Source organism: Acinetobacter sp. LMB-5 (assembly GCF_001541635.1).
Taxonomy (GTDB): Bacteria; Pseudomonadota; Gammaproteobacteria; order Pseudomonadales; family Moraxellaceae; genus Acinetobacter; species Acinetobacter pittii.
Map to the genome: position 1 here is coordinate 118,215 of NZ_LRDR01000003.1, position 14,218 is coordinate 132,432.

15 protein-coding genes and 2 tRNA genes are annotated in these 14,218 nt (G+C 39.8%); 11 read left to right on the forward strand and 6 right to left on the reverse strand.

Going from position 1 to position 14,218, the window contains the following annotated elements; all coding sequences use genetic code 11:
* Window positions 1-238: 238 nt before the first annotated feature.
* Window positions 239-2,587: a Tex family protein gene (locus AW165_RS03950; RefSeq protein WP_060465015.1), complete on the reverse strand. Its 2,349-nt coding sequence runs from the start codon at window positions 2,585-2,587 to the stop codon at window positions 239-241.
* A 657-nt stretch (window positions 2,588-3,244) separates the two neighbouring features.
* Between AW165_RS03950 and ompR the strand changes: the two genes are divergently transcribed.
* The 5 genes from ompR (at window position 3,245) to AW165_RS03970 (ending at window position 7,752) form a co-directional block, all read left to right on the forward strand.
* A complete protein-coding gene (gene ompR / locus AW165_RS03955) occupies window positions 3,245-4,009 on the forward strand; it encodes a two-component system response regulator OmpR (protein ID WP_000060753.1) in 765 nt (254 codons plus the stop codon).
* A 17-nt stretch (window positions 4,010-4,026) separates the two neighbouring features.
* A complete protein-coding gene (locus tag AW165_RS03960; RefSeq protein WP_060465016.1) occupies window positions 4,027-5,484 on the forward strand; it encodes an ATP-binding protein in 1,458 nt (485 codons plus the stop codon).
* Between the two features lie 33 nt (window positions 5,485-5,517).
* A complete protein-coding gene (locus tag AW165_RS19020; protein WP_081410534.1) occupies window positions 5,518-5,640 on the forward strand; it encodes a hypothetical protein in 123 nt (40 codons plus the stop codon).
* Window positions 5,641-5,675: 35 nt separating this feature from the next.
* Window positions 5,676-7,190 carry an acetyl-CoA hydrolase/transferase family protein gene (locus tag AW165_RS03965; protein WP_002116671.1) on the forward strand — a complete coding sequence of 505 codons (1,515 nt, stop codon included), beginning with the start codon at window positions 5,676-5,678 and terminating at the stop codon, window positions 7,188-7,190.
* A gap of 130 nt (window positions 7,191-7,320) precedes the next feature.
* A complete protein-coding gene (locus tag AW165_RS03970; RefSeq protein WP_002116887.1) occupies window positions 7,321-7,752 on the forward strand; it encodes a GNAT family acetyltransferase in 432 nt (143 codons plus the stop codon).
* A 167-nt stretch (window positions 7,753-7,919) separates the two neighbouring features.
* Here AW165_RS03970 and AW165_RS03975 read toward each other — a convergent pair.
* From AW165_RS03975 to AW165_RS03985, 3 genes are all read right to left on the reverse strand, one after another.
* A tRNA-Phe gene (locus AW165_RS03975) sits at window positions 7,920-7,995 on the reverse strand.
* A 126-nt stretch (window positions 7,996-8,121) separates the two neighbouring features.
* Window positions 8,122-8,197, reverse strand: a tRNA-Phe gene (locus tag AW165_RS03980).
* 106 nt (window positions 8,198-8,303) lie between these two features.
* Entirely contained in the window at window positions 8,304-8,687 is a 384-nt protein-coding gene (locus tag AW165_RS03985; protein WP_002116928.1) for a GNAT family N-acetyltransferase, read from the reverse strand.
* 102 nt (window positions 8,688-8,789) lie between these two features.
* Here AW165_RS03985 and hisB point away from each other — a divergent pair, with 102 nt between their 5' ends.
* From hisB to hisA, 5 genes are all read left to right on the forward strand, one after another.
* The gene (gene hisB / locus AW165_RS03990; protein WP_002116767.1) at window positions 8,790-9,383 is read left to right on the forward strand and encodes an imidazoleglycerol-phosphate dehydratase HisB; all 594 of its coding nucleotides are present in this window, start codon (window positions 8,790-8,792) and stop codon (window positions 9,381-9,383) included.
* Window positions 9,383-10,000, forward strand: coding sequence for an imidazole glycerol phosphate synthase subunit HisH (hisH, locus tag AW165_RS03995; protein WP_060465017.1), 618 nt, complete (start codon window positions 9,383-9,385; stop codon window positions 9,998-10,000). The genes hisB and hisH overlap by 1 nt, the downstream gene beginning before the upstream one ends.
* A 150-nt stretch (window positions 10,001-10,150) precedes the next feature.
* The gene (locus AW165_RS04000; protein WP_060465018.1) at window positions 10,151-10,699 is read left to right on the forward strand and encodes a DUF805 domain-containing protein; all 549 of its coding nucleotides are present in this window, start codon (window positions 10,151-10,153) and stop codon (window positions 10,697-10,699) included.
* Between the two features lie 86 nt (window positions 10,700-10,785).
* Window positions 10,786-11,427: a 3'-5' exonuclease gene (locus AW165_RS04005; RefSeq protein WP_032038698.1), complete on the forward strand. Its 642-nt coding sequence runs from the start codon at window positions 10,786-10,788 to the stop codon at window positions 11,425-11,427.
* A gap of 94 nt (window positions 11,428-11,521) precedes the next feature.
* Window positions 11,522-12,253 carry a 1-(5-phosphoribosyl)-5-[(5-phosphoribosylamino)methylideneamino]imidazole-4-carboxamide isomerase gene (gene hisA / locus AW165_RS04010; protein ID WP_000905538.1) on the forward strand — a complete coding sequence of 244 codons (732 nt, stop codon included), beginning with the start codon at window positions 11,522-11,524 and terminating at the stop codon, window positions 12,251-12,253.
* A 68-nt stretch (window positions 12,254-12,321) separates the two neighbouring features.
* On the opposite strand, the gene AW165_RS04015 is transcribed toward hisA, so the two are convergent.
* Window positions 12,322-12,873, reverse strand: a complete 552-nt coding sequence (locus tag AW165_RS04015) for a helix-turn-helix domain-containing protein (protein WP_060465163.1) — start codon at window positions 12,871-12,873, stop codon at window positions 12,322-12,324.
* Window positions 12,874-12,970: 97 nt separating this feature from the next.
* On the opposite strand from AW165_RS04015, the gene AW165_RS04020 reads away from it, so the two are divergent.
* A complete protein-coding gene (locus AW165_RS04020) occupies window positions 12,971-13,873 on the forward strand; it encodes a DMT family transporter (RefSeq protein ID WP_060465019.1) in 903 nt (300 codons plus the stop codon).
* 36 nt (window positions 13,874-13,909) lie between these two features.
* Here the strand turns inward: AW165_RS04020 and AW165_RS04025 are convergent, their stop codons facing one another.
* Entirely contained in the window at window positions 13,910-14,215 is a 306-nt protein-coding gene (locus AW165_RS04025; RefSeq protein WP_060465020.1) for an antibiotic biosynthesis monooxygenase family protein, read from the reverse strand.
* Between the last annotated feature and the right edge of the window lie 3 nt (window positions 14,216-14,218).

Below are 14,218 nucleotides of genomic sequence, written 5' to 3' on the forward strand. Positions count from 1 at the left end.
AGTAAATGCTTCAAGGCTGGGTTGATGATGTCGAACAACTGAATATCATTAAAGTTTAGTTATGCTATAACGTTGTGTATTTAATTGTGTATTTAACAACGATTTGTTGATCTTAAGATTCACCTCATCTTTACGACTGTTTTTTTCTTATTTCGCTTTTATATAATTATTAAAAAAGTAATATTTTAACCCATAAAAAAAGCCTCCAATTGGAGGCCTTTTTATCAATTAAAGACTCTTATTTAGAACCTTTAATTCCTGCTTGTAATAACAATGCACCTAAACCACCAATCTTTTGTTCTTGTGGTTTCTCTTGCTTGCTACGCTGAGGGCGTTCAGCTTGATCTTTACGTGGTTGAGGACGTTTACCTTGAGGCTTACGTTCAAAACGCTGTTCTGTATTTTGTTCACGGCGTGGTGGACGCTGTGCTTTTACAGGTGCAGAACCTTCAGCACGCATACTTAAGTTCACGCGGTTACGTTCAACATCAACCTGCATAACACGCACTTGTACGATCTGGCCTGGTTTTACAACCTTATGCGGGTCAGAAACGAACTCGTTCGCTAATTCAGAAATATGAACTAAACCATCTTGATGTACACCAATATCAACGAAAGCACCAAAGTTTGTGACATTAGTGATCACACCCTCAAGTTGCATACCTTCAGTTAATTGGCCCACTTCAGTAATATCTTCGCGGAATTTAGCAGTACGGAACTCTGGACGCGGGTCACGACCCGGTTTTTCAAGTTCAGCTAACACGTCTTGTACTGTTGGCAAACCAAATTTGTCATCAACAAATTCATCAGCTTTTACTTGGCGAATGATTTCGGTATTACCAATGATGTCTTTCACAGTTGTCGCTTTTGCTGCAACAATTTTCTCAACAAGACCATAACTCTCAGGGTGAACAGCAGAAGCATCTAAAGGTTCAGAACCATTTTGGATGCGTAAGAAACCAGCCGCTTGTTCAAACGTACGCTCACCTAAACGTGGTACGCTTTTCAAAGCTTGACGGTTATCAAAACGACCATGCTCTTTGCGATATTCAACAATTTGCTGAGCAATGGCTTTATTCAAACCTGCAATGTAAGCCAAGATTGCTGGCGATGCTGTATTTACATCAACACCAACAGCATTCACACAGTCTTCAACTACCGCATCAAGTGTTTTAGCCAAACCAGTTTGATTTACGTCATGTTGATATTGGCCTACACCAATTGATTTCGGATCAATCTTAACAAGTTCAGCAAGTGGATCTTGTAAACGGCGAGCAATCGACACTGCTCCACGAATTGAAACATCAAGCTCTGGAAGTTCAGCCGCTGCAAGCTCACTTGCAGAGTAAACAGATGCACCCGCTTCACTTACAGTCACACGTGTTAATTTAAGGTCGTTGTTTGCAGCCATCATTTCAGCCACTACAGCTTCTGTTTCACGGCTAGCTGTACCATTACCAATAGCAATAAGCTCTACATTATATTCACGGCATAGACGTGCAAGCTCAGCAATAGAACCTTCTTTGTCTTCTTTAGGCGCGAATGGATAAATCGTGCTATGAGCAAGTACATCACCTGCATCGCTTACTACTGCCAGTTTCACACCTGTACGAATACCAGGGTCAACACCTAAAGTAGTACGACCACCTGCTGGCGCTGATAATAATAAATGACGAAGATTTTCAGCAAATACCTGCATTGCTTCTGCTTCGGCAGTAAGTCGTTTCTCTGTTAGCAATGAATGCTCGATTTGAGGACGAACTTTACCCAACCAGAATAATTTTGCAGTTTGTTTTAAGAAATCTTGACGTGCTTGAGGTTGAATTTGCTCAAGGTTGTATTCAGTTTCAATACGCGCTAATGGTGCATCATCTTCACCATCAACTTTTAAACCTAATACGTTTTCTTGACGCCCACGTAACATCGCCAATAGACGGTGTGAAGGTAATTTGTTTAAACCTTCAGAAAATTCAAAGTAATCACGGAATTTTTTACCGACTTCTTTCTTTTCTTCAGAAGCAACAGTACTTTTTAAAACCGCAGTTTTTGCAAAAGTTGCTTTTAATTCTGTAGTAAGTGCAATATTTTGTGCCCAGTCATCAATCAGAATATGCTGGATCGCATCTAACTGACTTTCAACATCTGGATAGTCTTCATGACTAAAACCAGCCAATGCTTCTGTCGGGTCAACTTGTTCTGCAATAATTTTTTCAGCAATCGGTCCTAAACCTGCTTCTTTTGCTTTAAAAGACTTACTTGTACGCTTAGGACGATACGGTGCATAAATTTCTTCTAAAGCATTTTTTGTTTCGGCTGCATTCACCCGCGCCAACAAGTCATCATTCAACTTATTCTGTTCTTGCAATGACTGAATGACCTTTTCACGGCGCTCATATAAATCACGTAAATACGCTAAACGAGTATCTAATTGGCGTAACTGCGTATCATCTAAACCTTGTGTTACTTCTTTACGGTAACGGGCAATGAATGGAACACTGGCACCTTCGTCAATTAAGCGGATGGCAGCTTCTACTTGGTTTGGACGTACGGCAAGCTCACTTGCCAACTGCTGAACTAAGTCAGTCATCGTGTTTGATCCCACAAGGATAAAGTTTAAAAGCACTGATTATAAAGACCAAGCCCATAAAATCCACACTTGTTTGCGTATTCAAAACGTTTTTTTGTATTGACTCTGAATATTTATACTTTTTACGACTACTAGAGCACGCAAAAACAGTGATTTAAGTATGAAAAAGTTAAGACTGAACCCTACCTTTTAATCTTTAAAAAATATAAACGTATGACTTATGTCATGAACATGACAAAAAATTAATATAATTTATGAGAAAATGATCATATTGATACATAGCCCAAAAGATAAAAACATTGAGGTTGAGCACTACTTTATTCTTCTAATTTCTTATCTACTCAATTTTTTTATCTTATTCAGCAATCAAAAGTCTATTATATTTATTTCAAATAACTGATTTGAAACAATTAGTTATTACTATTGAGTTATTATAAATTTATTGAAAATTTAACTATTTGTTGTTTTAGGGCGGTCTTTGCTAAATTATGGGCTTAAGATGTTGTTTTTTGGTTTCAAACCACCTTGAAAATTGTAATTTTGAGCAAATTGATACATAGTCTAAACAAGAACATCAGCATTATACTGAGGGCTTGTTGGCAATAAGCCTATCCGACCCAATAATATATAAATTATGACTTTAAAAGGGAGTACATCATGAGTTTAGTTGTACCTGCTGAACATCCTGAAACCGTACACAACGAAACGGATCGTGTCGAACGTATTTTAGTGGTCGATGACGATGTGCGTTTACGTACCCTCTTGCAACGTTTTTTGGAAGATAAAGGCTTTGTTGTAAAAACTGCCCACGATGCTTCGCAAATGGACCGTTTATTACAACGTGAGTTATTTTCACTTATCGTACTCGACTTTATGTTACCGGTTGAAGATGGTTTAAGTATTTGCCGTCGTTTACGCCAATCAAATATTGATACACCAATCATCATGTTAACAGCACGCGGTAGCGATTCAGACCGTATTGCCGGTCTTGAAGCTGGTGCAGATGACTACTTGCCAAAACCATTTAACCCAAATGAGCTTTTAGCCCGTATTCGTGCAGTATTACGTCGCCAAGTTCGTGAAGTTCCGGGTGCACCAAGCCAACAAGTTGAAGTAGTAAGCTTTGGACCATGGTCTTTAGATTTATCTACCCGCACACTGACACGCGAAGGGCAAATCGTTACCTTAACAACTGGCGAATTTGCTGTATTAAAAGCATTGGTACAACACCCACGTGAACCATTAACACGCGATAAATTGATGAACTTAGCGCGTGGCCGTGAATGGGGTGCAATGGAACGTTCAATTGACGTTCAAGTTTCTCGTTTACGTCGTTTAATTGAAGATAACCCTGCACGTGCACGTTACATCCAAACTGTATGGGGTGTCGGCTATGTATTCGTTCCAGATGGTGCTGAATAAGCTTGAGATAAGATAGAGTGAGTTTAGAACCAATCGCCCCACAGAACTTTACCGATTACGTGACCTACTCAGAGCGTAAACGGACTCGATGGGAACGTTTTCTCGACAAAATAAAGCCACGTTCTGCTGCCATGCGTACCACTATTCTGGTACTGCTGGTGGTGTTCTTTAGCTTATTTATGTCGTTATGGTTCTTTTGGCGCACTCTTTATTTACCTGAAATTCAACAGCACGCCCGTTATCTTGCGGTTGAGCTTGAGCTCGTCAATAATCCTGATATACGAATTTTTCATCGTGAAAATGAAGTAGATATTGATGCGTGGTTGCGTAATCGAGTCGGTATTGAATACGTTACCAACCCCAAAGAATATCCAAGTGTCCGAGAAAAGGTCATTGCCGAGTTTTTTACCAATCACGTTGAAAATAAGCTGGCAAATGAGATTGGGACTAAAGACGTTACCGTTTACTTCCAGTTTAAACCGAGCCCACGCATTTGGATTCAAACACCTGAAATGCATGGGAACTGGGTTCGAGAGCCTTTAAAAACCTATGCCAACTATAGTCCTGAACTTTTAGTGGGTTGGGTCGTGGGTGTTCCATTACTGTCGGCTATCATTATTTTAATTTTGGTTCGACAGATGAACCGCCCTCTGCGTCGTTTGCAAAATGCAGCCAATGAATACAGTAAATCAGGAACAGCGCCGTATCTTGATACCAATCACGGTCCACTAGAAATTCGTCAAGTAAACCAAGCGTTTAATCGTATGGTCTACACACTCGATCAGACTGAGCGTGAGCGACGTATTATGTTGGCAGGTATTTCACATGATTTACGTACTCCACTTACACGCATACGTTTAACAGCAGAGATGCTGCCTGATGAGTTTTTACGTGAAGGCTTGGTCTACGATGTAGATGATATGGATGCAATTCTTAATCAGTTCATTTCCTACATGCGCGATGGCTCAGATGAGGAGTTGAAAGACACCAATATCAACATGCTTTTGCAAGAACTTGTTGTGCAATTTAAACCTCTCGATATTCAATTCGAGATGCAGGATGTACCCATTATTCCGGCACGTAGTCTTTCTTTAAAAAGATTGATTGCCAACTTGATTAATAATGCGAAACGCTATGGTGCTGAACCGATAGAGCTCAGTGCAAAAGTAGAAAATGAATCTATTTTAATTACTGTTGCGGATCATGGTGAAGGCATTCCGGCAGATCAAATTGAAGAGTTAATGCAACCTTTTGTTCGCGGAGACTCAGCAAGAACCATTCAAGGTAGTGGTCTTGGGCTGGCTATTGTTAAACGTATTGTCGATATTCATCATGGCGAGATTCAAATTCATAACCGTGAACAAGGTGGTTTAGAGGTTATTATTTCTTTACCAATCCCAAAACCGAGTACCGAAGAAAATACCTCAACCAATCCATTGGAAAAAATAAAACAAACTTTAAGTGAGCGCTTTTAATTTGATCAATCAGCAATTAAAAGCCTTGTTTTAATGATAAATAAAAGCAATAAAAATCAATTAAATAAAAACTATAAATATAATTTATACCGCCATTTATTTACAAAATTAGACCTTAGCCTAACACCTATGCACTTTTCAATTTTTCATAGCTAAAATCCCGTATGTTTTGACAATATTGAGGATGTCCAATGTCTTTAAGTCGTATTCGCCTAGCTTCTCTTCATGACAAGGTCATCAGTGCTGAACAAGCTGCGCAATTCATCGAAAATGGAATGACCGTTGGTATGAGTGGTTTTACTCGTGCCGGTGAAGCTAAAGCTGTTCCACAAGCACTTGTAGAGCATGCAAAGAAAAATCCGTTAAAAATCACGTTAATTACGGGTGCTAGCTTAGGTAATGACTTAGACAAACAACTCACGGAAGCAGGTGTTTTATCTCGTCGTATGCCATTTCAGGTAGACAACACTTTACGTCGTGCGATTAACAACGGCGAAGTTATGTTTATTGATCAACATTTATCAGAAACTGTTGAGCAAATGCGTAACCAACAACTTAAACGTCCAGACGTTGCGGTAATTGAAGCAATTGCGATTACTGAAGATGGCGGCATTATTCCAACAACTTCTGTAGGTAACTCTGCAAGCTTTGCTATTTTTGCCGAAAAAGTTATTGTTGAAATCAACACATCTTTAAGCGAAAGCTTTGAAGGTTTACACGACATCTATATTCCGACTTACCGTCCAACACGTACTCCAATTCCATTAACAAAAGTGGATGAGCGTATTGGTACAACGGCAATCCAAATCGATCCTGCAAAAATTGTAGGTATTGTATTTAACGATACACATGACTCACCATCAACAGTAACTCCTCCAGATGATGAGACTCAAGGCATTGCAAACCATCTAATTGCTTTCTTTAATAAAGAAGTTGCAGAAGGTCGTTTACCGAAAAACCTTGGTCCATTACAAGCAGGGATTGGCTCTATTGCCAACGCTGTACTAACAGGTTTAAAAGATTCTGATTTTGAAGACCTCATCATGTACTCAGAAGTACTACAAGACTGTACTTTTGAACTCATTGATGCAGGCAAAATGAAATTTGCTTCTGGTAGCTCAATTACCCTTTCTGCAAAATGTGGTGAAAAAGTTTTTGGCAATATCGAAGCTTACAAAGACAAATTAGTGCTTCGTCCACAAGAAATTTCTAACCATCCTGAATTAGTTCGTCGTTTAGGGATTATCGGTATTAACACTGCGCTTGAGTTTGATATTTACGGTAACGTGAACTCAACTCACGTGTGTGGTACTAAAATGATGAACGGTATCGGTGGTTCAGGTGACTTCGCTCGTAACGCTCACTTGGCGATCTTTGTAACCAAATCAATTGCTAAAGGCGGCGATATCTCTTCTATCGTGCCAATGGTGAGCCACGTTGACCACAGTGAACACGATGTTGATATTTTAGTGACAGAGCAAGGTTTAGCTGACTTACGCGGTTTAGCGCCTCGTGAACGCGCTCGCGCTATTATCGATAATTGTGTACACCCACTTTATCGTGATGCATTAAATGACTACTTTGACCGTGCATGCGCTAAAGGTGGACATACTCCTCACTTACTTCGTGAAGCGTTGTCTTGGCATGCAAACTTCGAAGAAACAGGTCAAATGCTTCAAGCAGCACCAGTTGCAAAATCAGCTTAAATCACTGGTTTAATTCAAGCACTCCTTCGGGGGTGCTTTTTTATTTGTTTAAATTATTAATAAAAAACTGCTCAAGCCCGAATTTTTATTTTATCTTTTCAGCACATCAAAACAAAAAGTAGAAATCCATATGTTTATTATTCGTCAATTTACAAATGCAGATCTGGATGATGTCGTTATTTTATGGGAAAGCTGTGGTCTGACCCGTCCTTGGAATAATCCTGAAACCGATATTTTCAGAAAAGTCTCACAACAGGATGATTTGTTCTTGGTTGCCATTAAAGATGAGCAACTGATTGGCACGCTTATGGGCGGCTACGACGGCCATAGAGGCTGGATTAACTATTTGGCTGTTCACCCCCACCAACAACGCTTAGGAATCGCTACAGCGCTTGTTCAGCAGCTTGAGAAGCGACTGATTGCTCGCGGCTGCCCAAAACTTCAATTATTAGTCCGTAAAGACAATTTGAATGTGTTGAACTTTTACGAACAGCTTGGCTATGACGAGGTAGAAGCCGTGTGCTTAGGAAAACGACTTATTCGTGATAGTTCTCATGATTAGACCCAAGTTTCGGTTGGGCTATTTTTAGAAAGTTAAGGCGATATTGGGGATAAACCTGTTTGCTTGTGGATAAAATGAGATTTATACACAGGTAAGACTTAATATTTTTATTAAATAAACAGGCATGAAAAAAGCCCCATACATTATGTATGGGGCTTTTTCGAATATGGTGGCGAGACCCAGGATCGAACTGGGGACACACGGATTTTCAATCCGTTGCTCTACCTACTGAGCTATCACGCCGATGGCCTGTATTAAGCCGTATCTCAGAACAATAGTCAACAACTATCCTGAGTTTCTGATTTAAATGAGTATTTTTTATACTTAAAAAAAATCCCTGATGGGATCAGGGATTGAAAACACAAATAATGGTGGCGAGACCCAGGATCGAACTGGGGACACACGGATTTTCAATCCGTTGCTCTACCTACTGAGCTATCACGCCGAAGTGGGCGTATTAAACAATGTTTATAAGAAGACGTCAAGCAACTTCCGTTTTTTTTGTAACAAGTGATTATTTTTAAATCACAATCACAAAATAATAGAAGCTTTTAGTGATGTAGTTTACCAATGTGAGCCAAACAGCGATGAATCGCGCCACAGCCTGGTTCAAAAGTTTTAACACCTTTTGACTCTTCTATACGGCAAGCTTCTTCGACTAAGCGCTCAGCTACCCCACGACCACGGTTCGCAGGGTGCACAACAATATACTCAAGAACCTTGCTTTCGCCTTGTCCTGAAGACCAAATTGCACCTATAATTTTGGTGTTAAATTCGGCAGTGTATAGCGTGGTATACTGTTGTAAATCTTGTTCAAGTTGTTCAATCGCATCGTGCCCGTCACCAAACTCCGGACTTGTATCATACAGTCGCTCAAGCTGATCGCGGATCTCTGAATTATCTAGAGAACTATAAGCATGTACGGTAATAGGCATTGATTAACCCTCCTGAGCAAACTATGATGCTGTCACGAATTCGTCACAGCGAAATTGTCGTTAACATCCAATCATTTTTGACGTTTTTTGAGGAACGTGTCCATGACGCAACGTATCAGTGAAGTGGTTAGAAATACCAATGAAACCAAAATTCGAGTTCGTTTAAATCTCGACGGTACTGGTCAAGGCACACTAAACACTGGAGTTCCATTTTTAGACCATATGATTGATCAAATCAAGCGACATGGCTTATTTGATATCGATATTCATTGTGACGGAGACCTCGAGATTGATGACCACCACACCGTAGAAGACTGTGGTATCACGCTTGGACAAGCTTTTGCACAAGCTTTAGGCGATAAAAAAGGTTTAAAACGCTATGGTCATTTTTATGCACCATTAGACGAAGCTTTATCTCGCGTTGTTGTAGATTTATCTGGTCGTCCGGGATTATTTATGGATATTCCATTTACTCGTGCACGCATCGGTACCTTTGATGTCGATTTATTTTCTGAGTTTTTCCAAGGTTTCGTAAACCATGCGCTTATGACCTTACACATCGATAACTTAAAAGGTAAAAATAGCCACCATCAAATCGAAAGTGTGTTCAAAGCACTTGCTCGTGCTTTACGTATGGCATGTGAAGTTGATCCACGTGCAGAAAACACGATTGCATCGACAAAAGGTAGCCTCTAATGACACGTATCGCGTTACTTGATTATGGCATGGGCAATCTACACTCAGCGGCTAAAGCACTTGAGCATGTGGGCGCTACAGTCGATGTGACCAATGATCCAAAGTTAATTGCACAAGCCGACAAAATTGTTTTTCCAGGTGTGGGTGCAATGCGTGACTGTATGCAAGGTATGCGTGAAGCAGGTATTGATGAAGTTGTACGTAAAGCTGCTTTTAATAAACCTGTTCTTGCGATTTGCGTAGGCATGCAAGCATTACTACAAAGTTCTGAAGAAAATGGCGGTGTAGACGCATTAGGTATTTTTGACGGTGTCGTAAAACATTTCCCTCAAATGGAAGGTTTAAAAGTACCACACATGGGCTGGAACCAAGTTCACCAAATGGACCCAAGCCATCCAATGTGGAATAACATCGAACAAGATGCTCGCTTCTACTTTGTACATAGCTACTATGTCGAACCAAAAGATGAAAGCGTTGTGGCTGCGACTTGTGAGTATGGTGTGAATTTCTGCACAGCAATTCATAAAGATAATTTATTCGCGACTCAATTCCACCCAGAGAAAAGTCATATTGCTGGTTTGCAGTTACTTAAAAACTTTGTGGAATGGAATATTTAAACTGATTTAAAACTGAAAAAGATCAGGTCTAGATGGCCTGATCTTTTTTTTATTTACAATAACAACTAATCATTTATAGAATGATGTTTTATTCAACAAAATATTGAATATTTATACTTTTAAATAAAACCAAATGATCAGGAAAACAAAATGAATTCACCTTTTGAAAATCAGCCACTTCAACAAGATTCACCCTTTAAAGCTAGTGGTCGTTTTGGGCGACTCTCTTATGCTGCTTGGACATTCTTATTTTCACTCGTCATCGGTATCGCTGTTGTCATCATCGCTTTTACTTTTGGGTTTACATCTAGTCAGGAACTAACTGGCCTTTCTACGGCAGGCATGATTGTTATCGCCATTCTTTATATTGTTTGCCTCTATGTAAGTTTTGTATTTACCATCCGCCGCTTGCATGACCGCAATAATACAGGATGGCTATCGTTACTCATGCTGATCCCTGCCGTAAACCTGATTTTTATGATCTATCTCTTTGCGGCAAAAGGTACAGAAGGCAATAATGATTACGGCCCACAGCGCCCTACTCCTAGTTGGGAACGCATTTTAGGCTGGATTTATATTATCCTAATTCCACTTGCTTTGGTTTTTGCTGTCGTTGCCACAATCATGTCTCCAACCTATGAAGGCTATGTCGAGAAAAGTGAAAGTGTAGTCATTGGTACACCTTCTCAGTCTCAGTAATTTTTAAAGACATTCATAAAGCCTAGTCCTCTAGGCTTTATTCATATATAAAGTGAATAGCCCAATTCATTTGTACGCTGTTAAATATGTCCGAAGCCGTTGCCCTCCTTGATAAAGCCTCTATTCAGCAGCTTCCTCCTTTTGAAAATCTTAACCACCATAATATTGTGGTGATTGAAAATATTGAGCAATGCAAAAGTATTGAAGAAGAATTAAAAAACGCTGCAATTTTGGGATTTGATTCTGAGTCTAAACCTACATTTAAAGTGGGTGAAATCTCAACTGGTCCACACTTAATTCAACTTGCTACAACACAAAAAGCCTATTTATTTCATGTCAATTCATCGACTTTAAAATTCTTGCAGCCCATTTTATCTAACCAGAAGCAAATTAAAGTCGGTTTTGGCCTTAAAAATGATAAGCATATTTTTCATAAAAAAGGTATAGAGCTAGAAAGTTGTGTGGACCTTGCCAAAGGATTTAGTCACTTTGGTTTTAAACAGCAAATGGGCTTACAAAAAGCGGTGGCATTGTTATTTGGACAATATCTGGCAAAGTCGAAAAAAGTCGGAACTTCAAACTGGGCACGAAAGCCACTTACACCACAACAAATAAATTATGCCGCCGCCGATGCTTATGCTGCATTACTCGTATTTGAAGAGCTCAGAAACCAAAAACTATTACCTGCTCACATTTCACAAACTATTCAAACCGCACTTCAAGCGTAAAGTAATAAAAGTCTTTTCTAAGGCTTAGCGATTGATCAATACTTTGCTAAGATGTGCACAATTTCATAAACATGATGAAGCAAGGAGCGGAAGCATGCTAATCATTCCAGCAATTGACCTGAAAGATGGTAAATGTGTGCGTTTAAAACAAGGGCGTATGGAAGACGATACCGTTTTCTCTGACGATCCGGTTGCAACTGCCCAGCATTGGGTAAATGAAGGTGCGCGCCGTTTGCATTTGGTTGATTTGAATGGCGCTTTCGCAGGTACTCCAATTCATAAACCTGTTGTTGAAGCGATTGCTAAAGCTCAGCCAGAATTACCAATTCAAATTGGTGGTGGTATTCGCTCATTAGAAACCATTGAACACTATTTAGAAGCTGGCGTGACGTTTGTCATTATCGGTACTAAAGCTGTTCAAGAGCCTGAATTTGTAGAAGAAGCTTGTAAACGTTTCGCAGGCCACATCATTGTTGGTATTGATGCCATGAATGGTATGGTTGCAACTGACGGCTGGGCAAACGTTACTGATGTGAAAGCAACTGATTTAGCGAAACGCTTTGCTGATGCAGGCGTGTCTAGCATTGTTTATACAGACATTGCTCGTGACGGCATGATGCAAGGTGTAAACGTTGAGCAAACTGTAAACTTGGCTCAATACTCAGGCTTACCAGTAATTGCTTCTGGTGGTGTAACCAACCTTGATGACGTTCGTAACTTAAAAGGTCAACCGGGTATTTTAGGTGCGATTACAGGCCGCGCAATTTATGAAGGTACTTTAAACCTTCGTGAAGCTCAGCTTTTGTTAGATGAAAACCGTCTTTAATTTTTAAGATGTAAAAAAAGAGCCGCTTTAGGCTCTTTTTTATTGCTGTCTTGAAAATATATTCCAAATCAATACACCACATTACGAGTAAATTTAAGTACTTGGTTACCACTATTGATATAGGTATAAGTAGCAGAACTTTCAAAAATAAAAGACGAACCAGCAGAAATTATTTTTTTGCTATCTGTAAATTGTATGGTCAGCTCACCTTCTAATACGTAAATAATTTCCTGCCATCCGTCTGCATCTGCTTCAGCAACGTAAGACTCTCCCACAGCCAACGACCATATCCAAAGCTCAACTTGGGAACGAGATGGAACTGAAGCGAGCAAGGTTGCTTTACTTTCTTCATCTTCACCCTGCCAAGCGAGTGCATTTACTACAGCATGTTCTTTATGCTCAGGTGCACTCACAATCGTTTTAAAATCCACACCCAACACTGCTGCAATCGCATCGAGTTTAGCCAAACTAATATTGACCTGCCCTGTTTCCAAAGCAGCAATGGTTCGTCTACTCACACCTGCCTGATCTGCCAAATCTTGTTGACTCAAATCTCGCTCATCTCTTAATGAACGAATATTTGTGCCTACGTGCTGTAAAACGTTACTTGACTGGCTCATAAAATGGATTAGCAAGAAAATTTGAGCAATATATTGCACAAAATACAAGAATAGCGCAATATGTGCAGTATATTGCACAATTTAATTTAACTTGAGTATGTCACCAATTTCTCTGAGTTCAAGCAAAGCCCCACAGTTAGCCCTGATTCTGATTACGATCATTTGGGGAGGAACATTCCTTACTGTGCAGTATGCGCTGAATTTTGCATCACCTATGTTTTTTGTAGGCTGTCGTTTTGCTGTAGCAGCTCTTACTTTGCTTCTTATTTCATTAAAAAGTATGAAAGGTGTCACTTTAAAAGATTTAGGCGCTGGTAGCGCGATTGGCCTTGTGATTGCGGCAGGCTACGGCACCCAGACCATTGGCCTACAAACCATTCCGAGTAGTGAATCCGCTTTTTTAACGGCGTTATATGTTCCGCTTGTTCCTATTTTAATGTGGCTCATCTTTAGAAAAACTCCACATATTATGACTTGGGTGGGAGCTGCTCTTGCGTTTGCTGGCCTTGTTTTCTTAACGGGAAATGGTTTTGAGCAAATTTCATTAAGTTTTGGGCAGCTGTTAACAATCTTGGGTGCCTTTGCGATTGCTTTAGAAATTATTTTTATTAGCTACTTTGCTGGAAAGGTAAATTTACGCCGCGTCACAATCATTCAACTTGGTGTCGCTTCTCTACTTTCTTTCGCCATCATGCCTGTAGTGGGTGAACATACGATTCCAGCATTTTCATGGCCCCTAGTACTGATTGCTATTGCATTAGGTTTAGCGAGTGCACTCATTCAATTTATTATGAACTGGGCTCAACGTGTGGTTGATCCTTCACGTGCTGCAATTATCTATGCAGGCGAACCTGTTTGGGCAGGAATTATTGGTCGAATTGCAGGTGAGCGTTTGCCATTGATTGCCCTTTTGGGAGGTGCTTTAGTGGTCTTAGGCGTTTTAGTCAGTGAGTTAAAAATTAAGTTACCTATTAAAAAAACTAAAAGAATTCGAGAATAAAAAAAGAGAGCGTTAAGCTCTCTTTTTTACTATCTATTATTTTTTCTTCAATAACGTACACGATTGGTAGTACTCAACCGTCGGCATTGGGTCATAAAATGGATGGAGCAAAGTTTTCCATTCTTGATAAGCCTCAGACTTCCTAAACCCTTCTGTATGGTTTTCAATTTCATCCCAGAAAATCATTAAAATATAATGATGGGGATCGGTTGCATGCTTAATCAGTTGAACAGCATTAAAGCCTTTCATTGGATAAACAATATGTTTAGCCTGCTCGAATGCCTCAAGAAATGCTTCACTTTGCCCAGACTTTATACTCAAATGTACATGTTCAATAATCATAAT

What these genes read in the sequence shown, in the direction of transcription:
- AW165_RS03950 (WP_060465015.1), bottom strand. Translation starts at nt 2,587, where the DNA reads ATGACTGACTTAGTTCAGCAGTTGGCAAGTGAGCTTGCCGTACGTCCA.
- ompR (WP_000060753.1), top strand. Translation starts at nt 3,245, where the DNA reads ATGAGTTTAGTTGTACCTGCTGAACATCCTGAAACCGTACACAACGAA.
- AW165_RS19020 (WP_081410534.1), top strand. Translation starts at nt 5,518, where the DNA reads ATGATAAATAAAAGCAATAAAAATCAATTAAATAAAAACTATAAATAT.
- AW165_RS03965 (WP_002116671.1), top strand. Translation starts at nt 5,676, where the DNA reads ATGTCTTTAAGTCGTATTCGCCTAGCTTCTCTTCATGACAAGGTCATC.
- AW165_RS03970 (WP_002116887.1), top strand. Translation starts at nt 7,321, where the DNA reads ATGTTTATTATTCGTCAATTTACAAATGCAGATCTGGATGATGTCGTT.
- AW165_RS03985 (WP_002116928.1), bottom strand. Translation starts at nt 8,687, where the DNA reads ATGCCTATTACCGTACATGCTTATAGTTCTCTAGATAATTCAGAGATC.
- hisB (WP_002116767.1), top strand. Translation starts at nt 8,790, where the DNA reads ATGACGCAACGTATCAGTGAAGTGGTTAGAAATACCAATGAAACCAAA.
- hisH (WP_060465017.1), top strand. Translation starts at nt 9,383, where the DNA reads ATGACACGTATCGCGTTACTTGATTATGGCATGGGCAATCTACACTCA.
- AW165_RS04000 (WP_060465018.1), top strand. Translation starts at nt 10,151, where the DNA reads ATGAATTCACCTTTTGAAAATCAGCCACTTCAACAAGATTCACCCTTT.
- AW165_RS04005 (WP_032038698.1), top strand. Translation starts at nt 10,786, where the DNA reads ATGTCCGAAGCCGTTGCCCTCCTTGATAAAGCCTCTATTCAGCAGCTT.
- hisA (WP_000905538.1), top strand. Translation starts at nt 11,522, where the DNA reads ATGCTAATCATTCCAGCAATTGACCTGAAAGATGGTAAATGTGTGCGT.
- AW165_RS04015 (WP_060465163.1), bottom strand. Translation starts at nt 12,873, where the DNA reads ATGAGCCAGTCAAGTAACGTTTTACAGCACGTAGGCACAAATATTCGT.
- AW165_RS04020 (WP_060465019.1), top strand. Translation starts at nt 12,971, where the DNA reads ATGTCACCAATTTCTCTGAGTTCAAGCAAAGCCCCACAGTTAGCCCTG.
- AW165_RS04025 (WP_060465020.1), bottom strand. Translation starts at nt 14,215, where the DNA reads ATGATTATTGAACATGTACATTTGAGTATAAAGTCTGGGCAAAGTGAA.